This is a genomic window from Rhizobium sp. OAE497 (genome assembly GCF_040546565.1).
Taxonomy (GTDB): Bacteria; Pseudomonadota; Alphaproteobacteria; order Rhizobiales; family Rhizobiaceae; genus Rhizobium.
This window is the reverse complement of record NZ_JBEPOA010000001.1, coordinates 1,083,107-1,099,262: the sequence shown is the minus strand read 5'-3', so window position 1 is coordinate 1,099,262 and position 16,156 is coordinate 1,083,107. Positions and strand designations below refer to the sequence as shown.

Genomic DNA, 16,156 nt, shown 5'->3' with positions numbered 1-16,156 from the left:
GCCTCACCCATCCGGAAACCGCGCCATCATCTCGCTCAGCCCGGCGCGCGACAGAACCGGCGCGCGCGGCGCCAGCCCGCCGGCGGCGGCATGCAGCTCCACCGGCGTCATCGCCCAGAATGTCTCGGGAGGAAGCCGCAGCAGGCAGAGGCCGGTATGCAGTGCGCCGGCCCATGGGAACGGGCCGGGGCGCCCGGCCCCTATGCCTGCTGCGGCTCCAGGGGGCGGAGGGAGGTCTTTTCCGCCCCTGAAGGGTCCGCGAATGTCGCCACCAGCAGGTCGCCGACGATACCGGCAAAACCGGCAATGCCGCCCTCGACGCTCGCTTCTGCAACGTCCTGATCCGAATAGAGATTGCCGCCGCCGCGCAGGCCGGCGCCGATGATGCGGATCATGTCGCCCGCCTTCAGCCGCCCGGCTGAAAAGCGCCCGGCAAGATCGGTCAGGTCATCGGCGGCAAATGCGGTCTCGAGCTCGGCCAGCGCCCCGAGCGTCAGGCAGAGAATGCGCCTTTCGCCATCGACGACGGCCTCGATCTCGCCGCGCCTGCGGTTCGCCCTTGCCCCCGCGCCGCCCATCAGAGCGCCCCGAAGCTGAGTTCATCGAAGCTGAGTTCATCGAAGCTAAGCGCGCCAGCCGATTCCAGCGCCAGCTCGAACGTCACCTCGCCGTCATGGGCGCCGGAATATTCGAGCGCCGTCACCTGGAAGGGGCCGCTCACCGTGCCGAAATCCGGCACCGCAATCTGCCAGCCGAGGATCGCCCCATTGAAGAACGCCGCCCGCACCAGCCCGTCCGACGCCGCATCCTTGAAGATGCCCGCCCCCGAGACCGAAGCCCGCTGCACGCCCGCGCCACCCAGCAACTCCCGCCAGCGCCCGGCGCTCTCCGCATCGGTGATATCCACCGTCTCGGCATTGAAGGCCAGCCGCTTCGACCTGAGCCCCGCCACCGTCTCAAACGCCGCCCCGTTATGGACCTTCAACAGCAGATCCTTACCCTTCTGCGCCACCATGTTTTTGCCCTCCTGAAACCCCGACCGCCACTCAATCCACCCTCATTCCTGTGCCCGTCACAGGAATCCAGCCGCCGCGCGTCGGCGCGGCGAAGGGACTCCTTGTCTACAAGTGGTGGCGGGGCATCCCACCCGGAGCCCCCTCATCCGCCCTTCGGGCACCTTCTCCCCCGAGGGGAGAAGGGAAGACCGGAGCCTACCGCGAGCCCCCTTCTCCCCAGCGGGGAGAAGGTGGCCCGATAGGGCCGGATGAGGGGGCTACGGGCGATACCTTCCCGATAGGAAGCAACCCAAGCACCCCACCTTCCCCCACCCCACCAAACCTGCTAAGCCACCACCATTTCCAGCACCCAAAACACTTCCAGCACCCATGCCCAAACTCCCGCTCCGCTCGGCGCAGACGATCGCCGTCCTCGCCGTCACCCAGCTGATCGGCTGGGGCACGACCTTCGACATGCTCGGCGTCATGGGCCGCGTCATCGCGCCCGATCTTGATATCGCCAACGAGATCGCCTTTGCCGGGCTCACCCTGATGATGGTCGTCAGCGCGCTTGCCGGTCCGGCGACCGGCCGCTGGCTGGCGCGCTATGGTGCCGCCCGCGTGCTCGCCGCCTCATCGATCTGCTTTGCCGTCGGCCTCCTGCTGCTCGCTTCAGCAAACGGCATCGTTCTCTATGCCGCCGCCTGGACCGTCATCGGCCTTGCCGGCGCGCTCGGACTTTCGGCGCCCGCCTATACCGCGGTCGTCGAGCGCGAGGGGCTGAACGGCAAGCGCATCATCGCCATCCTCATGCTGTTCACCGGCCTGTCGGCGACGATCTTCTGGCCGATCCTGACGGAGCTGACGCATGCCTACGGCTGGCGCATCACCTTCGTCATTTCGGCCGCGCTCCATATTCTCATCTGCCTGCCACTGCATCTCTTCGGGCTGCCGAAACCAGCCGCCGAACACACGCAGGGCGCCGCCGCCGAAACCCCACCGATCCATCTCACCGAAGAGCAACGCCGCAAGGCCTTCCTGCTGCTCGCCATCTCGACGACGCTCTGCACCTTCATCAGCTTCGGCCTGTCGCCGTCGCTGATCGAAGTCTTCCATCAGGCCGGCGCCTCTCCGGCGCTCGCGCTGCAGCTCGGCTCGGCGCGCGGCATCATCGCGATTTCCGCCCGCGGGCTCGACATGCTGCTCGGCAAGCGCGGCAACCCGATCCTGACATCGATCACCGGCATCGCCCTGATGGCCGCAAGCTTCCTGCTGATGCTACTGGCGCCGGGCTCCACACCCGTCCTCGTCGCCTTCATCCTGATGTACGGCTTCGGCACCGGCGTGCTGACGGTCGCCCGCGCGCTATTGCCGCTCACCTTCTTCTCGGCGAAGGAATATGGCCTGCAGTCCGCCCGCCTCTCGACCCCGCAGAACCTTGCGAACGCCGTCGCACCCGTGGTCTTCACCGCGACGCTCGACCGCGGCGGCACGGGGCTAACGATCGGCATCTGCCTCGTGCTCGCCGCCATCGCCCTCATCCTGATCTTCCGCCTCGCCGCCATGGTCAGGCAGGCCGAGCCGGTTCCGTCACTGCCCTGAAGCGCATCTCGGCCACATGCATCTTCGTCTTCGCCTCCCGCCGCGAGCGCGTTATCCGATGCTGCAGCGTCACGAGATAATGCCCGGCAATCGATAGCGCGACGCCATCGAGCAGGACCGCAACGATCCCCGCGATCTCGCCCGCCACCCTGCGTCCGCCATCCTCGACACAGATCTCCAGCGAAAACAGGTGCTCCTCCCCGGCCTCGCCAAGGATCACGGCCCCGCTCGTCATCTCGCCGATGACGATGCACGGCATCTTCCTGCCCGCGATCAGCCGGTCGCGCACCCCATCGGCGCCGATCAGCGCCGAAAGCCCTCCATCGCCGGAAAGCCGCGCATGAACAGCCGTCAAAAGCTCATTTGCCGCGCTCATCCGCAGCCTCCTTCCGCCGCTCCTGCGAAACCCTGGAAAGAAAGGCCGCGAGATCGCCAAGCGTCACCGCCAGAACCGCCGTCATCGACCCTCCTCCTCGCAGAGGCAGGCCAGATAGCGCCCGCCCTCATCGGGATCGCGCAGGCTGCGGATCACGAAAACCCGCTCCCCCTTGCGCAGCCGCATGCCGCTCCTGATGTCGGTGCGAAACCGCACCCATACCCGGTGCGTCAGCGTCACCAGATCGGCCCCCGCCCGCTCCTCGCTGCTCTCGCCGACTGGCTCGATCCGAGCCCAGAGCGAAGCCACCCCTTCGAACGAAACGCCAGCCCCGCCCTGCCCATCCGCCAGCTCGACCGGCCGCTCCAGCACCAGCCGCGCACTCATCGCGCCTGGATCGAGAACCACCGCCCGCATCAGAGCCGCCTCATCAGGAACGGTGCAATCAGCCGGTCGTAACCCGCAGGAATATCCGCCGGCTGATCGGCCGTCGCGACAGCGCCGCGAAACGCAAACATCTGCGCCACATGCATCAGCATCGCCCGCTTCAGCACATCCGGCACCTCGGCCCCGCTCTCGCCGAACCCCGCCGAAAAGTCGATCTCGATCCCGTTGATGGCGCGCGCCACGCCCTCGCCCCGCTTCAACAGCAACCGCGCCGGCCGTGCCTGACGATCGAGCACATGCCCCTCCACCGGCCAGGAAACCTCCTCGCCACCGGCATCGTAAAGCGTCACGCTTTCAATCGCTTGCACCGGCCCCCTGGCAATCTGAATCATCCCGTCTTCAGGAACTGAATCAAGATAGAGCCGCCAGGTCTGCGTCATCAGGCAAAGCCCGCTCACCCGCTCCAGATGCTCCCGCGCCACCGAGATCAGCGAGACGAGCAACGCATCCTCCTCCGCCCCATCCAACCGCAAATGCGCCTTCACCTCCCCAAGCGTCAGCGCCTCCGCCGAGGGCGGAGTGATCAATGCATAGGTCATCGGAAATTCCTTTTTGGTATGTGGGTGGGGTGGCCAACACACGTTGGCGCTCATCACCCGGAGCCCCCTCATCCGACCCTTCGGGCCACCTTCTCCCGCTGGGGAGAAGGGAAAGCGGAGAGTGCGGCAAAGTCCCTTCTCCCCTGGGGGAGAAGGTGCCCGGCAGGGCGGATGAGGAGGGCCACACCACCAAGCCGAACCGACTATTCGCTATTCGCTACTCACTACTCACTACCCCCTACTCACCCCACCTCAACTCACCCCAAACTTCACCACCTTGATCGCCTCGAAATTCTGCACCCCGCCGCCGACCCTCTTGGTCGTGTAGAACAGCACATAGGGCTTGGCCGAATACGGATCCCGCAGCACCCGCACCCCGGTGCGATCCACGACCAGATACCCCGCCCGGAAATCCCCGAAGGCGATCGACAGCGAACCCGCCGCGATATCCGGCATGTCCTCGGCCTCGGCGACCGGGAAGCCCATCAGCGTCGCCGCCTGGCCTGCCGCTGCCGGCGGCTGCCAGATGTAGCGGCCGTCGGCATCCTTCAGCTTGCGCACCGCGGCCTGCGTCTTGCGGTTCATGACGAAATTGGCGTTGCGGCGGTATCCGGCCTTCAGCGCGTAGATGGCGTCGACCAGCACGTCGGACGCGCCGCTCGCGGCAAAGGCGCCGGCCGCCCCGGTCGGGATATAGCCGAGAGCGCCCCAGCTCCAGCTGCTTTCGGCCACCGCGCTATAGGCGAGGAACCCCTTCGGCTTGTTGGTGCCGTCGCCGGAGACAAACGCCGTGCCCTCCTGTTCGGCAAAGACGGTATCGACCTCGCCCGAGATCCAGGCCTCGATATCGACGGCGGCATCGTCGAGCAGCGCCTGCGTCGCCGCCGGCATGGCGTAGAGCTCCATGGTCGGAAAGGAGAGTTCGGCAAGCTGGGCATTGCCGGTCTGCGGCCGCGCCGCCGTCTCGGCCACCCAGCCGGACGCCATGCCCGAGGTCGAGAACGGCTTCTTCAGCACCGAGCCGGACACCTGCCGCACCGTCGCCAGCGACCGGATCGGCGAGACGACCGAGAGACGCCGCCCGATCTCGGTATCGGTCTCCGGCGGCACCAGATAGCCGCCGTCGGCGCCTGTCCCCACCGACATCGCCTTCGCCTCGATCTCGCGCAGCCCCGCCTCGTCGCCACGGCGGATATAGTTTTCGAAGGCCGCCTTGTGCTCGCCGTTGTCCGACGCGCCGGCACCGGCACGTCCAAGCGGCGGGCGCGCCTTCTTCAGCACCAACTGGTCGAGCAGCTTCTTCTGCTCTTCCATGGCGCGGTTGATGCGGTCCATCTTGTCGCGGGTCACGACATCGTCGGTGAACTTCGCCTCGATCTCGCCGAGACGCCGGTCGTTGGTTTCCTTGAAGGCCTCGAAGGCTTCCATGAAATCGTCGAAGGCAGCCGTCATCGTCTCCGGCACCGCCTTGATCTCGGGTGCCGTCCTCGCAGTCATATCGCTCATGTTCAGGTCCTATCTGAAGGTTTCGGTCAGCATCTGCCGCGCCGCCCGGCGCATGGCGCGGACGAGCTCGGTCTCCTTGTCGCGGAACCACCGCGCATTCTTGATGTTCTGCACGCGCGCCGAAGGCAGCATCGGGAAGGTCACCACCGAGATCTCCCAGAGATCGGCCTCGATGATCCGCCTGACACCGCTCTTGGCGTCGGTGCGCGCCCTGACGGTCCGGAAGCCGATCGACAGCCCGTCGAGCGCCCCGCTCTTGATCAGCTGATGCACCTCGCGGGCCCGCGCCACGCCATCGGCAAGCACGCCCTCGACATAGAGCCCCCGCCCATCCTCGCGGATGGTCTTCCAGGCGCCGATCGGCTCGGACGGATCGTGCTGAAACAGCATCCTGACGCCCTCCGCGCCGCGCTCCGACAGGGACTTGCGAAACGCCCCGCGCTCCACCTGATCCTTGCCGAGATCGACCTCGCCGAAGACGCTCGCATAGCCCGAAAACGTCCCGTCGCGCCTGACCCCGCGCAGCTCCAGATTGGCAAATTTGCGCGTCTCCGCGCCCATGAGCGATGCGGCCATGGTTGGTGCTCCTGATTATGAAATGAGAAAGGCTGGCGGGGGATTGCGGTCGCGAATAGCGAATAGCGAATAGCGAATAGCGAATAGCGAATAGCGAATAGCGTCGACTGCGCTCGACCGCGCTTCATCGGCAAGCGCCAAAAACTATTCGCTATTCGCTACAAACTATTCGCTACTTCCACCTCTTCGCCACCCGCGCCAAAACCCCAAGCCCCCACCAGGCACAGAGGCTCGCCGCGGCCGAACCCGACAGCATGACTTCCGAAGCCGAGAGCCGGTCGGCGATCCCCAGCCGCTCCGCCAGCCAGATCCCCGTCGGCCCACCAAAGATCAGCCCGCAGGAAAGCCCGGAGAAAAACCGGCTCGCCGCCTCGCGCCTGCTCTTCGGCAAGAGATAGATCAGCGACACCGCCGCCCCCGCCGAAGCCCCCAGCGCCCGGCTGGCCCAGAGCCCGCCATCATTGGAAAAGTCAGCCATCGTTAAGGCCTCCCGGGTAAAACGCCCGCCATCCCCGGCAGGCAGCAACGCGCCAAACGGACGCGTCAAAACCCGCCCGGCGCGTCGCGCGCACCCCGGCAGGCCCAATTTCCCCGAATTGTTTGAATCGCTTACGCCCGAGACTTCTCAGATCGAGTCAGGCGCTTGAGAGGTTGATTCAACGGCGCATCAACTGTCGCCAGGAACCTCGAAATCGTCGTCTTCGTCGAAGTCCAGAACCGTGCCCTGCTGGCGCCCGTGGCGGATCGCCGAAATCAGGATCGCGTCAGCCTCCACACGATAATCGATGACATAGGGCGCCTCGACGAAACGCCGCCGCCCGGTGAGCGGCAACACCGGGCTACCCGCGTTCGGATGCGCCGCCAGCATTCGAAAGGCCGCCTGCAAACGCCGCAAGGTCGTCGCCGCCGCGCGAGGATTGGCCTTCATAAGGTAAGCCTTCTCACGCTCAATATATCCCGCCGCATCGGCCGACAGGACGATCCGCTTCAAGCAGCGTCATCCTTGGCATCCGCAAGCAGCAGCGCAAACAGATCGTCGGCATCGACGGCCTCCCCATTCTCGATCTGCTTTTCACCCTGCAGGACCTGAAGGATGTCGTTACCCTCCTGCTGCAGGTAATATTTCAACGCCCGCACGATCACCCAGCTGCGCGTCCGCTCGGTCGCCTTTGCGATCGTCTCGATATCCCTGAGCATATCTTCAGGAAGGCGCAGCGCGATCGGATCGGAAAGAACAGGCTTGGACATGGCAGCGTCTCCATTTTGTAATACGACGTATAACAAAATCGCCGCCCGGCCTCAATCGCCTATCCCAGCACCACGGTCCTGAAGGTCAGCGAAACCCGCCGCCCGCGCATCCGCCTCACACCATCGACGATGTCGGAAGCCCGCGCCGGTATCTCATGCGTCCAGTCGTAGCGCGCCGCTCCCTGCATCACCAGCAGCGACCCGGGCTCCAGCACTAAGCTCCGCCGCACACCACTGCCACGATGACGAAACACCATCTCGCAAGCCGAGAGCAAACTCAGCGACGCAATCACGCCACCGAAGCACGGCTCGCAATCGACATGCGCACTGATCCCCTGCCCCGGCAGATATTCATTGGCGATCACCTGATCCGGCAGCGCCCCAAAGTGCCCATCCCCGACGAGCCGTCGCGCCAGACCACCGAGCCAGTCCGGCAGAGGCCCCAGCCGCGCATCATCGGCCACCGTCCGCGCCCGGTAATCATAGCGATATCCGAAATGCTGCACCCGCCGCTTCAGCGTCGTGTCCCAATCGCCGGCATCGAGCGCACGGCAAACCTCGTCCGCCTGCTGCCCGGCCAGCAAGCCAGGCACGTAGCTCAGCCCCTCGATGCCCTCGAAATCCACAGCGACCCCCAGCCTGCAGAATCGCCATAGGCTTCACAGCCCGAACGTTAGAGGTCAATACCCCACAGCCTCCCGCTTCTCCTCATCCGTCAGAAACGCCGCCGCCCCCACCCGCGCCCAGAGCTCCCCGCGTTCCGCCGAAAGCCCCGCCACCCTGTCCAGATCCGGCTCCAGCCGCAGTCCCTCGCCATAGGCTCCGCCGAGCCAGGCCGAAAGCGAGGCCGCCGTCCGTGTCAGCATCGGCAGCACAGTCAGGCGATAGAAAGCCCTGTTCGCCTCCTGGTAATTGGCAAATGTATTGTCGCCGGGAATGCCGAGCAGCATCGGCGGCACCCCAAAGGCGAGCGCGATGTCGCGGGCGGCGCCATTTCGCGCCTCGACGAAATCCATGTCCTTCGGCGAAAGCCCCATCGCCTTCCAGTCGAGCCCGCCCTCGAGCAGCAGCGGCCGCCCGGCGCGCATCGGCCCGGAATAGCCGTCGTCGAGCTCCTGGCGCAGCCGCTCATATTGATCGGGCGAGAGATTGCCACCCTCTTTCGGCTGATAGACCAGCGCGCCGGAGGGACGGGCGGAATTGTCGAGCAGGGCCTTGTTCCAAGTCGCCGCCGCATTGGAAAGATCGAGCGCCACCTGCGCTGCCGCCAGCGGCGGAAAACCCATATGATCGTCGAGCGGATGAAAGAGCTTCAGATGCAACAGCGCCATCCCGTCGGCCTCCGCCGCAAAGCGCCTCACCGAGCCGCCGGCCCTGTAGTCATAAGCCTCCGGCCACCCGTCCCGCCCCTCGACGACGCTCACTCTGTCGGGCCGAAGCAGATGCAGTTCGCGCAGCGCCGCGCCGACCATCAGCGGCTCGACATAGGCATTGCCCGACAGCAGCAGATGCCCATAGAGCGCCTCGAAAAAGTCAGGCCCGCCCATCCGCCCGTTCGGCTGGCGCAGCAGTGCGGCGGCCGGATGCTCCGGCCGCTCCCGCTCGCCCTCATAGACCAGCCACGGCACGGCCGCCGCCGCCTCCGACACCAGCCTGACGCAGCGATGCGCCACCGGGTTCTTCATGAACCCTTCGCGCGACAGCGCCGCATAGGACCGCCCCGTCCAGCTCGCCTGCCCCTGCGCCGCCAGCGACAACAAAGACCCCGCCGCCTTCTTCTCGGCCACGGCACTACGCCCCGCCCACGGCAGGAAAGACCGGATATTCATGATGATGTCCCTTGTTGAAAGGCCGGAGATGAGACGGCGACGCGTCCCCACGTTCTCCCTCATTCCTGTGCTCGTCACAGGAATCCAGCCACCGCGCGTCCGCGCGGTGAATGACTCACATGCCTAAGAAGGGTCTCCCGCGCCCATGGACATGGGCGCACTGGATTCCTGTGACATCCCGTGGGCGCAGCCCTAAGGCCACAGGAATGAGGGGAGGAAAGGCCTTTACCCCCGCCCGCCAACCGACGGAGAGACCTGCGGCCCTAACTATCTACCCTACAACCGGCACCTTCACAGCCAGCCCGCTGTCGAAATCTGCCGCCACCCGCGTCTCGCGCAGCGGCTTCACCGTCCGGGTCGAAAGCTCGTAATCCGGATGCGCCTTGTAGGCCGCCAGTGCCGCCTCGTCGGCGAACTCGCCGTAGACGATGAAGTCGACGGCATTGCCCCACTGGTCGGATTTCAGGTTTTCGCCGATCTCCAGCGTCAGCGCGTGGGGGATGCCGGTCAGCCGCGACAGGCCGTTGCGCACCGCCTCGCGATTTTCTTCCGGCGCGGTGAAGAAAACGATGTGGCGGATCACGCGGGCTCTCCCTCTTTTTTCAAGTGCGCCGCGCGATAGCATGCGAAAGCCAGGCCATCAACCGCTGCCACAGCCCGCAGACGCCGTCGCGGCGCAAGGCCGCATGGAAGGTGCGGCCGTAATCCGCGAGCTTTTCCGCCCTGTCGGTGCCGTTGACGATGCGCCTGGCGTTCACCCAATCCGCCTTTTCGGCATTCAGGTGATCGGCCAGCTTGTGCGGCGCGAAGCTGCCTGAGATCATCCCCTCGATGAGAATGGTCACTGCCGTCTGCATTTCCATGGCGCGCGCCGGATCGGCCACCAGGTCGATCCCCGTCAGCCTGCTCATCGCCTCGTAATTGCGCTTGTGCGTCAGCTGCACCAGCCCGCGCCCCAGCCAGCTATTGCCGTCCTCGTCGGGCAGCCAATAGACCGTCTTCACCCAGGAAAGCTTGCCCGCGGCATAGGCCCGGTCCAGGATTTCCACCGCCTTCTCGTCGCTTGCAGCCAGCGTCTCGCGCACCGGCTGCATCGTGTAGGCGGTCTCGTGAAAGGCGGTTGCCAGGATATAGGCGAGCCAGCGCGGATCGGCGCGGTCGTGATGCCGCTCCCAATAGTCGAGGATGGCATTGATGCCCTCCACCTGCTGTTGCTGCAGGCTGCCCTTGAAGAGCGTGCCGCGCACCTGATCGAAGAAGTATCGGCGGTCGATGTGGATAACCATGAAAATCGTCCCGGCCTTAATCGATTAAAATAATTTCAATCGTTTAAAGCGTTTAAGCCCCTGATTTACAGCATATTTAAGCTGTGTCATGCGTTTCCTATCGCCGCAGCGCCAAAGGCTTTCGAAAGCCTTGGCCCAGCCGATTGGCCGTCAAGCCGGAGAGGAGACCGATGCAAACGACCGATACCCAACAGCAGCCCATCATTCCCCAGCACCTCGTCGACCAGATGGAAAACGAGTGGCGCCAGGTCCGCCCGGTTCGCGAAGCACCGCGCCCCGCAGAACCGCCGAAGCAGCGATAAACTGCCAAGGCGCAAAAGGCGAGCGGCGAACCGTCATATACCTCTCACCCGCGGCTCGCCGCCGCCATCAAGCACCAGTGCCGTCAGCGCCCAGACCAGCGCATCCAGCCGGTCCGGCGAGCGGCCGTTCGAGAGCCCGTCCGGGCCGAAATCGCACATCTGGTCCTCCAGCGCCGTGAAGCGCCCGGCATGGACCACCCGTCCCTGCTCGTAGAGTGCCGCCACCGGCTCCGCCCTTAAAAACTTTCCCCGCGTCGCCCTCACGCTCGAGACCGGCAGCGTCGCGTCGGTGCTCTTCAGCATGGCCGACACCATGTCGCCGCCCTGGTTGATCTCGGCGATCACCCGGTCGGCGCCGAAGCGCTGATAGGCGCGCACCACGGCACCCGCCCAGCCAGCCGGGCTCAAGCCCTCGACCGAGCAATCCGCCAGCACCACCGCCCGCCCGGAAACCTCGATCCCCGCCACGACGATCCCGCAGCAGGATTGCGCGCCCGCCGCCGCCGGCGGATCGACCGCCACGACAATGCGCCTAAGGGCACCGGTCACCCGCGTCACCAGCGCCTCGATCTGCCCGCGCTTCCACAGCCCGTCCTCGCGATCCTCGATCAGCTCGCCGTCGAGCTCCTGCCGCCCCAGCCGCGTGCGGCCATAGCGCGCCGCGAGCACGTCGATGAAACCCGGCGCCAGATTGGCGCGGTTAGCAAGCGTGCTGATCCGCGTCAGCCGCGTGCCCTCGTCGGCAATCAGCGCCTTCAGCAACGGCACCGGCCGCGGCGTCGTCGTCACCAGCTGCCGCGGCGCAGCGCCGAGGCGCAGGGAAAATTGCAGCATGTCCCAGGTCTCCTGCCCATGCTTCCATTTCGCCAGCTCGTCGCACCAGGCGAGATGAAACTGCGGCCCGCGCAAACTCTCGGGATCCTCGGAGGAAAACACCTGCGCCACCGCGCCATTCGGCCAGACGAGCCTGCGCCGCGAAATCTCGAAGTCCGGCCGGTTGCGCCGCGCGATCCTGCAGATCCCGGAAATACCGTCGATCATCACCTCGCGCGCATCCCCCAGCGTCTCCGCCACCAGCGCGATCCTGAGATCCGAACGCTGCCCGGCGCTCGCCAGACCATGCACCCATTCCGCCCCCGCCCGCGTCTTGCCAGACCCGCGCCCGCCAAGCAGCAGCCACGTCCGCCAGTCGCCAACAGGCGCCATCTGCTCCAGCCGCCCCGCCAGCGCCCAATCCCTGAGCGCCCCCGGAAACCCTTCGAGCAACGGCCCGCCGATCCGCTCCAGCCTCTCAAGCGCCGAAAGCCCCGGTTCAAGCCACATCGGCCAGACCTCCGTTGGTGGGTGAGCGGGTGGAGTTCGTCGGGAGGGAGCAGTAGCCGATGCAGGCTCCGCGCCTGAGACGCGACAACCCGCCGCCTCCCGTTCATCCGCCCGGCCCGCACCGATCGCCTCCAGCCCCTGCCGCAGCATTCCCGCCGCCGACAGCGCCTGCGCCATCGCCGAGCGCACCTTCGCCGCCTCGGCCCGCCGCTTCTGGCGCGCCGATCGCGGCCGCATCGTTCGTCCCGGTGAAGGAAATCCCGCCACGTCCGCCCGCCTCCGCCTGCCAAGCCCTGATCCGCTGTTCAACGATCAGTGCCGCCTTCTCTTCGGCGCGCTGCTCGATGATCGCAAGAAGCTGCCCCTTGGCCGCCGCATAGCCTTCGGCCTGTTCGCAGCTTTCGATCTCCATCTCGCGGTCGCGAGCAAGCTGGCGCTGCAGCTGGTCGATCTTCTCGAGCGTGCGGACGATCAGCCCCATGGCATCGGCCGCCGCCTTCAGGTCCGCCCGCGCCAGCTTCTCCGCCGCCTCGTCGCCGCTCAGCGCGGCAATCTCGGCGCCCTTCCTCAGCTCGACGAAAGCCGCAAACTGCTCCCGCATCTCCGCCGTCATCTGGTTGAGCAACACCCGGAGCTCATCCCCCGGCAACCCCTCCGACTTGGTCTCCAGCAGCAGCCCGCCCCCATAGGCAGGGCGCTCCGGCCATAAGCCGCAAAGCTCGGGTCTGAATTCGCCAGTGCTCATGGAGGGTCCTTTCGGCGAGGTGCCGTAAAGTGCGAGGGGTCAGGGTGCGCGAGCCGCACTCAGGTCTTCCCTTCTCCCCGGCGGGGAGAAGGTGCCCGAAGGGCGGATGAGGGGGCCGCCTGGAACAAGACATCCCTCATCCCTCATCCCTGTGCTCGTCACAGGGATCCAGCCACGGCGCGTCCGCGCCGTGAATGACTCATGCCCTTAATAAGAAGGTATTCCGCACCCCAGGACTGGGGTGCACTGGATTCCTGTGACATCCCGTGGGCGCAGCCCTAAGGGCACAGGAATGAGGGAGCGTGATGTGGTTCTACGCGCCAAACAACAACCGCTCAGCGCCACCAACCACATCCCGCAGCCGCAACTTTCCGACTATGCCATAACCCTACCAAACCACCGTCACGCCGTCAAGGATTATTTTCCTACAATCTCCAATTACCCCTCATCGCACCATCCCGCACAAGCTTCATTCAATAATTCTAATATGTTGAAATTCAACTGAAATCCGCGATCTTAACCAATCCCCTGAACCCTTCCGCAACCACCCCTGCCCCAAGACTCCTCACATCCAGGAACGGCAGGACATCATGAGCGGCATCCAGATCCGGCTTGCGGAAATCATCGAAGCGCTCAGCAAGGCGCTCGATCTGACGGAAGGGCAGCCGCCCGGCCATTGCATCCGCGCCTGCTATATCGGCACCCATATCGGCCGCGAGCTCGGCCTGCCGGATGGCGAGCTGCAGGATCTCTATTACACGCTGCTGCTGAAAGACCTCGGCTGCAGCAGCAATGCCGCCCGCATCTGCGAGATCTATCTGGCCGATGATCTCGCCTTCAAACGCGATTTCAAGCTGGTCGACGGCAGCCTCGGCCAGGTGCTGCGCTTCGTCATCGGCCACACGGGCATGCAGGCCGGCCTCGCCGAGCGCTTTCGCGGCATTCTCAACATACTCCAGAACGGCGGCGAGATCGTCACCGACCTGATCCAGACGCGCTGCCAGCGCGGCGCCGAGATCGCCCGGATGATGCGGTTTTCCGAAGCGGTGGCAAACGGCATTCTCGGTCTCGACGAACACTGGAATGGCGGCGGCCGGCCGATCGGCCTGTCGGGCACCGAAATCCCGCTGTTCTCGCGCATCGCGCTCTTGTCGCAGATCGCCGATATCTTTCAGGCGAGCGGCGGCCCCGAGGCGTCGAAGGCCGAGATCGCCAAGCGGTCCGGCACATGGTTCGATCCCGATCTCACGGCTGCCTTTGCCCGCGTCGCCGCGCGCCCCGATTTCTGGGAAATCCTGCGTTCTGAAGCGCTGGAGGAGGTCGTGCTGAGCAGCGAGCCCGGCCAGCAGGCGATCATGGCCGACGACGACTATCTCGACGATATCGCCGCCGCCTTCGCCAAGGTGATCGACGCCAAGAGCCCCTATACATCGGGCCATAGCGATCGTGTCGCGCTGTTTACCGATCTGATCGCCGAGGAAATGGGCATCGATGCCGAGGGCCGCCGCTTCCTGAAGCGCGCCGCCCTGCTCCACGATATCGGCAAACTCGGTGTCTCCAATTCCGTGCTCGACAAGCCCGGCAAGCTCGAAGGCGAGGAATGGGAGCAGATGAAGCGCCATTCGGAATTTTCCGAGCTTATCCTGTCGCGCATCCACGCCTTCTCCGAAGCCGCCGTCATTGGCGGCGCCCATCACGAAAGGCTTGATGGCAAGGGCTATCCGCGCGGCTTGACCGCCGAAGCCATCCCAATGGAAGTCCGCATCGTCTCGACCGCCGACGTCTTCGACGCGCTGACGGCCGACCGCCCCTACCGCGCCGCCATGCCGATCGCCAAGGCGCTCGCCATCCTCTGGGAAGGTGCCGGCCAAAGCCACGATCCCGTCTGCATCACCGCACTCGAACGCGCGCTCGACCGCACCGCCATCGAAAAGAAGGCGGCGGCGTAGAAGCGGCCGGCCACGCCAAAACCGTCGCCGACATTTGTCCGCCACCCCATCCATGCTATAATCCGCCATGGACCGGGAACAGCTTGCAGCCTTTGCGCTCTCACTGCCGGAAGCGGTCGAAAGCGCCCATATGGGCACACGCGATTTTCGCGTGCGCAGCAAGATCTTTCTGACCTTTCCCGACCAGGATTACTGCGTCGTCCGCCTCACCCCCGACCAGCAGAAACTCACCCTCGAAATCGCCCCGAAGGAAACCCTCCCCGTCCCCGGCGGCTGGGGCCTGCGCGGTTCCACCCGCCTCTACCACACGCTCGCCGAGGACACGCTGACCCGCGACCTCGTGCGCAAGGCCTGGCTGAATGTGGCGCCGAAGGGGTTGCATGGGCTGCTGGAGGGATAGGCGGGCACACTCCACCACCCCCTCACCGATACCCCACCGCATCCGCCTCCTTCCCCGTCTCCACCACCTCGTCCATATACCGCCAGCAATCCGGCCTAGACCCGTCCACATCGTCGAACCCATAGACCTTCGCCAGCCCGCCGCTCGAGAGCGACTGCCCGTTGAAACGCCCCATCTGCGCATCCCCCGCCAGCGCCGCCACCGCCCGGCCGACGAAGCGCGGCGTCTCGGAAATGACGAAATGCGCCGGGGCGATGGTGCTCTCGCGCCAGGTCGCTTCGGTCACCCCGTAGATCTCCAGCATCATTTCCGAGCGCATCCAGCCGGGCGTCATGGAGACCGCCGTGCAGCCGTGCTTTTCCAGGTCCTTGCCATGCCCCCAGGCCATGCGGATCACGCCAGTCTTGACGAGGTCGTAATAGGGGTTCAGCCGGTAATGCGTGGCGTTATACTCGGCCGTGCCGTCGGTCATTTCGACAAGCAGCCCGCCCGGCCGCTCGATCAGCAGCGGCAGGGCGTAGCGGGCGGTGATGAAATGCGTGTCGATCGCCAGCCGCAGCATCTTCAGGCCGTTTTCCAGCGAATGTTCCCAGACCGGCTTTTCCCATTCTGTCAGGTGCTCGCCGCCCCAGATGTCGTTGACGAGAATATCGAGCCGACCCTGATCGCGGCGGATGCGCGCCACCAGCGCCTCCACCTCCGACGGCACCAGATGATCCACCCTCAGCGCGATCGCCCGGCCTCCGGCCGCCTCCACCAGTTCGGCGGTCTCCTCGATCGTCTCCGGCCGGTCGTATTCGGAGCGCTGGCCGCGCGTCGAGCGGCCGGTCACGTAGACGGTCGCGCCTGCGGCCCCGAGCTCGATCGCGATCCCGCGTCCGGCGCCACGCGTGCCGCCCGCCACCAGCGCCACCTTTCCCTTGAGCTCCGCTGTCATAATCCAATCCTCCACGCTAGAAGCAATTTCGCCCGTCTCGCGACGGGCCATTGAATATAAACGAACGTTCGTTCATAATGGATGCGAACGCAAGAG

General features: G+C 65.6%; 22 protein-coding genes. 4 read left to right on the top strand and 18 right to left on the bottom strand.

Features of this window, described 5'->3' with window-relative positions; translation table 11 throughout:
* Positions 1 to 3: 3 nt before the first annotated feature.
* The 3 genes from ABIE40_RS05615 to ABIE40_RS05605 are packed head-to-tail and all read right to left on the bottom strand — an operon-like array spanning position 4 to position 1,015.
* Positions 4 to 204, bottom strand: a complete 201-nt coding sequence (locus ABIE40_RS05615) for a rcc01693 family protein (RefSeq protein WP_199626831.1) — start codon at positions 202 to 204, stop codon at positions 4 to 6.
* Entirely contained in the window at positions 201 to 578 is a 378-nt protein-coding gene (locus ABIE40_RS05610) for a gene transfer agent family protein (protein WP_199626616.1), read from the bottom strand. Before ABIE40_RS05610 ends, ABIE40_RS05615 begins: the two co-directional genes overlap by 4 nt.
* The gene (locus tag ABIE40_RS05605; protein ID WP_199626614.1) at positions 578 to 1,015 is read right to left on the bottom strand and encodes a phage major tail protein, TP901-1 family; all 438 of its coding nucleotides are present in this window, start codon (positions 1,013 to 1,015) and stop codon (positions 578 to 580) included. Before ABIE40_RS05605 ends, ABIE40_RS05610 begins: the two co-directional genes overlap by 1 nt.
* 370 nt (positions 1,016 to 1,385) lie before the next feature.
* Here ABIE40_RS05605 and ABIE40_RS05600 point away from each other — a divergent pair, with 370 nt between their 5' ends.
* Positions 1,386 to 2,597, top strand: coding sequence for an MFS transporter (locus ABIE40_RS05600; RefSeq protein ID WP_199626612.1), 1,212 nt, complete (start codon positions 1,386 to 1,388; stop codon positions 2,595 to 2,597).
* Here the strand turns inward: ABIE40_RS05600 and ABIE40_RS05595 are convergent.
* The 12 genes from ABIE40_RS05595 to ABIE40_RS05540 all read right to left on the bottom strand — a co-directional run bounded on the left by ABIE40_RS05595 (position 2,563) and on the right by ABIE40_RS05540 (position 10,404).
* Positions 2,563 to 2,973 carry a DUF3168 domain-containing protein gene (locus ABIE40_RS05595; protein WP_199626610.1) on the bottom strand — a complete coding sequence of 137 codons (411 nt, stop codon included), beginning with the start codon at positions 2,971 to 2,973 and terminating at the stop codon, positions 2,563 to 2,565. The two genes, ABIE40_RS05600 and ABIE40_RS05595, sit on opposite strands and share 35 nt — an antisense overlap.
* Positions 2,974 to 3,054: 81 nt before the next feature.
* Positions 3,055 to 3,390 carry a phage head closure protein gene (locus ABIE40_RS05590; protein ID WP_199626608.1) on the bottom strand — a complete coding sequence of 112 codons (336 nt, stop codon included), beginning with the start codon at positions 3,388 to 3,390 and terminating at the stop codon, positions 3,055 to 3,057.
* Complete coding sequence (locus ABIE40_RS05585) at positions 3,390 to 3,959, bottom strand: head-tail connector protein (protein WP_199626829.1); 570 nt, start codon at positions 3,957 to 3,959, stop codon at positions 3,390 to 3,392. The genes ABIE40_RS05590 and ABIE40_RS05585 overlap by 1 nt, the downstream gene beginning before the upstream one ends.
* A 252-nt stretch (positions 3,960 to 4,211) precedes the next feature.
* Positions 4,212 to 5,465: a phage major capsid protein gene (locus ABIE40_RS05580; RefSeq protein ID WP_199626606.1), complete on the bottom strand. Its 1,254-nt coding sequence runs from the start codon at positions 5,463 to 5,465 to the stop codon at positions 4,212 to 4,214.
* A gap of 9 nt (positions 5,466 to 5,474) precedes the next feature.
* Complete coding sequence (locus tag ABIE40_RS05575) at positions 5,475 to 6,041, bottom strand: HK97 family phage prohead protease (RefSeq protein WP_130278653.1); 567 nt, start codon at positions 6,039 to 6,041, stop codon at positions 5,475 to 5,477.
* A gap of 172 nt (positions 6,042 to 6,213) precedes the next feature.
* Positions 6,214 to 6,519 (bottom strand): DUF6107 family protein, encoded by a 306-nt coding sequence (locus tag ABIE40_RS05570; protein WP_112719667.1) that lies wholly within the window; start codon positions 6,517 to 6,519, stop codon positions 6,214 to 6,216.
* A gap of 189 nt (positions 6,520 to 6,708) precedes the next feature.
* Positions 6,709 to 7,032 carry a type II toxin-antitoxin system RelE/ParE family toxin gene (locus ABIE40_RS05565; RefSeq protein WP_199626600.1) on the bottom strand — a complete coding sequence of 108 codons (324 nt, stop codon included), beginning with the start codon at positions 7,030 to 7,032 and terminating at the stop codon, positions 6,709 to 6,711.
* Entirely contained in the window at positions 7,029 to 7,289 is a 261-nt protein-coding gene (locus tag ABIE40_RS05560; protein ID WP_199626598.1) for a CopG family ribbon-helix-helix protein, read from the bottom strand. Before ABIE40_RS05560 ends, ABIE40_RS05565 begins: the two co-directional genes overlap by 4 nt.
* A 59-nt stretch (positions 7,290 to 7,348) precedes the next feature.
* Positions 7,349 to 7,915, bottom strand: coding sequence for an alpha-ketoglutarate-dependent dioxygenase AlkB (locus tag ABIE40_RS05555; protein WP_354540972.1), 567 nt, complete (start codon positions 7,913 to 7,915; stop codon positions 7,349 to 7,351).
* 54 nt (positions 7,916 to 7,969) lie between these two features.
* Positions 7,970 to 9,118 (bottom strand): phage portal protein, encoded by a 1,149-nt coding sequence (locus ABIE40_RS05550; protein ID WP_199626590.1) that lies wholly within the window; start codon positions 9,116 to 9,118, stop codon positions 7,970 to 7,972.
* A gap of 271 nt (positions 9,119 to 9,389) precedes the next feature.
* Positions 9,390 to 9,701 carry a Dabb family protein gene (locus tag ABIE40_RS05545; protein ID WP_199626581.1) on the bottom strand — a complete coding sequence of 104 codons (312 nt, stop codon included), beginning with the start codon at positions 9,699 to 9,701 and terminating at the stop codon, positions 9,390 to 9,392.
* A gap of 19 nt (positions 9,702 to 9,720) precedes the next feature.
* Entirely contained in the window at positions 9,721 to 10,404 is a 684-nt protein-coding gene (locus tag ABIE40_RS05540; RefSeq protein ID WP_199626579.1) for a hypothetical protein, read from the bottom strand.
* 170 nt (positions 10,405 to 10,574) lie between these two features.
* Between ABIE40_RS05540 and ABIE40_RS05535 the strand changes: the two genes are divergently transcribed.
* On the top strand, positions 10,575 to 10,706 hold the full coding sequence (locus ABIE40_RS05535) for a hypothetical protein (RefSeq protein ID WP_281438210.1): 132 nt from the start codon (positions 10,575 to 10,577) through the stop codon (positions 10,704 to 10,706).
* Between the two features lie 33 nt (positions 10,707 to 10,739).
* Here ABIE40_RS05535 and ABIE40_RS05530 read toward each other — a convergent pair whose 3' ends face one another.
* Complete coding sequence (locus ABIE40_RS05530; protein WP_354540971.1) at positions 10,740 to 12,029, bottom strand: DNA-packaging protein; 1,290 nt, start codon at positions 12,027 to 12,029, stop codon at positions 10,740 to 10,742.
* Positions 12,030 to 12,132: 103 nt separating this feature from the next.
* The gene (locus ABIE40_RS05525) at positions 12,133 to 12,774 is read right to left on the bottom strand and encodes a hypothetical protein (protein WP_199626577.1); all 642 of its coding nucleotides are present in this window, start codon (positions 12,772 to 12,774) and stop codon (positions 12,133 to 12,135) included.
* 590 nt (positions 12,775 to 13,364) lie between these two features.
* Here ABIE40_RS05525 and ABIE40_RS05520 point away from each other — a divergent pair.
* Complete coding sequence (locus ABIE40_RS05520) at positions 13,365 to 14,723, top strand: HD-GYP domain-containing protein (protein ID WP_199626575.1); 1,359 nt, start codon at positions 13,365 to 13,367, stop codon at positions 14,721 to 14,723.
* A gap of 67 nt (positions 14,724 to 14,790) precedes the next feature.
* Positions 14,791 to 15,123, top strand: coding sequence for an MmcQ/YjbR family DNA-binding protein (locus tag ABIE40_RS05515; RefSeq protein ID WP_199626569.1), 333 nt, complete (start codon positions 14,791 to 14,793; stop codon positions 15,121 to 15,123).
* A gap of 22 nt (positions 15,124 to 15,145) precedes the next feature.
* Here ABIE40_RS05515 and ABIE40_RS05510 read toward each other — a convergent pair whose 3' ends face one another.
* The gene (locus ABIE40_RS05510) at positions 15,146 to 16,060 is read right to left on the bottom strand and encodes an SDR family oxidoreductase (RefSeq protein ID WP_199626567.1); all 915 of its coding nucleotides are present in this window, start codon (positions 16,058 to 16,060) and stop codon (positions 15,146 to 15,148) included.
* Positions 16,061 to 16,156: the final 96 nt, after the last annotated feature.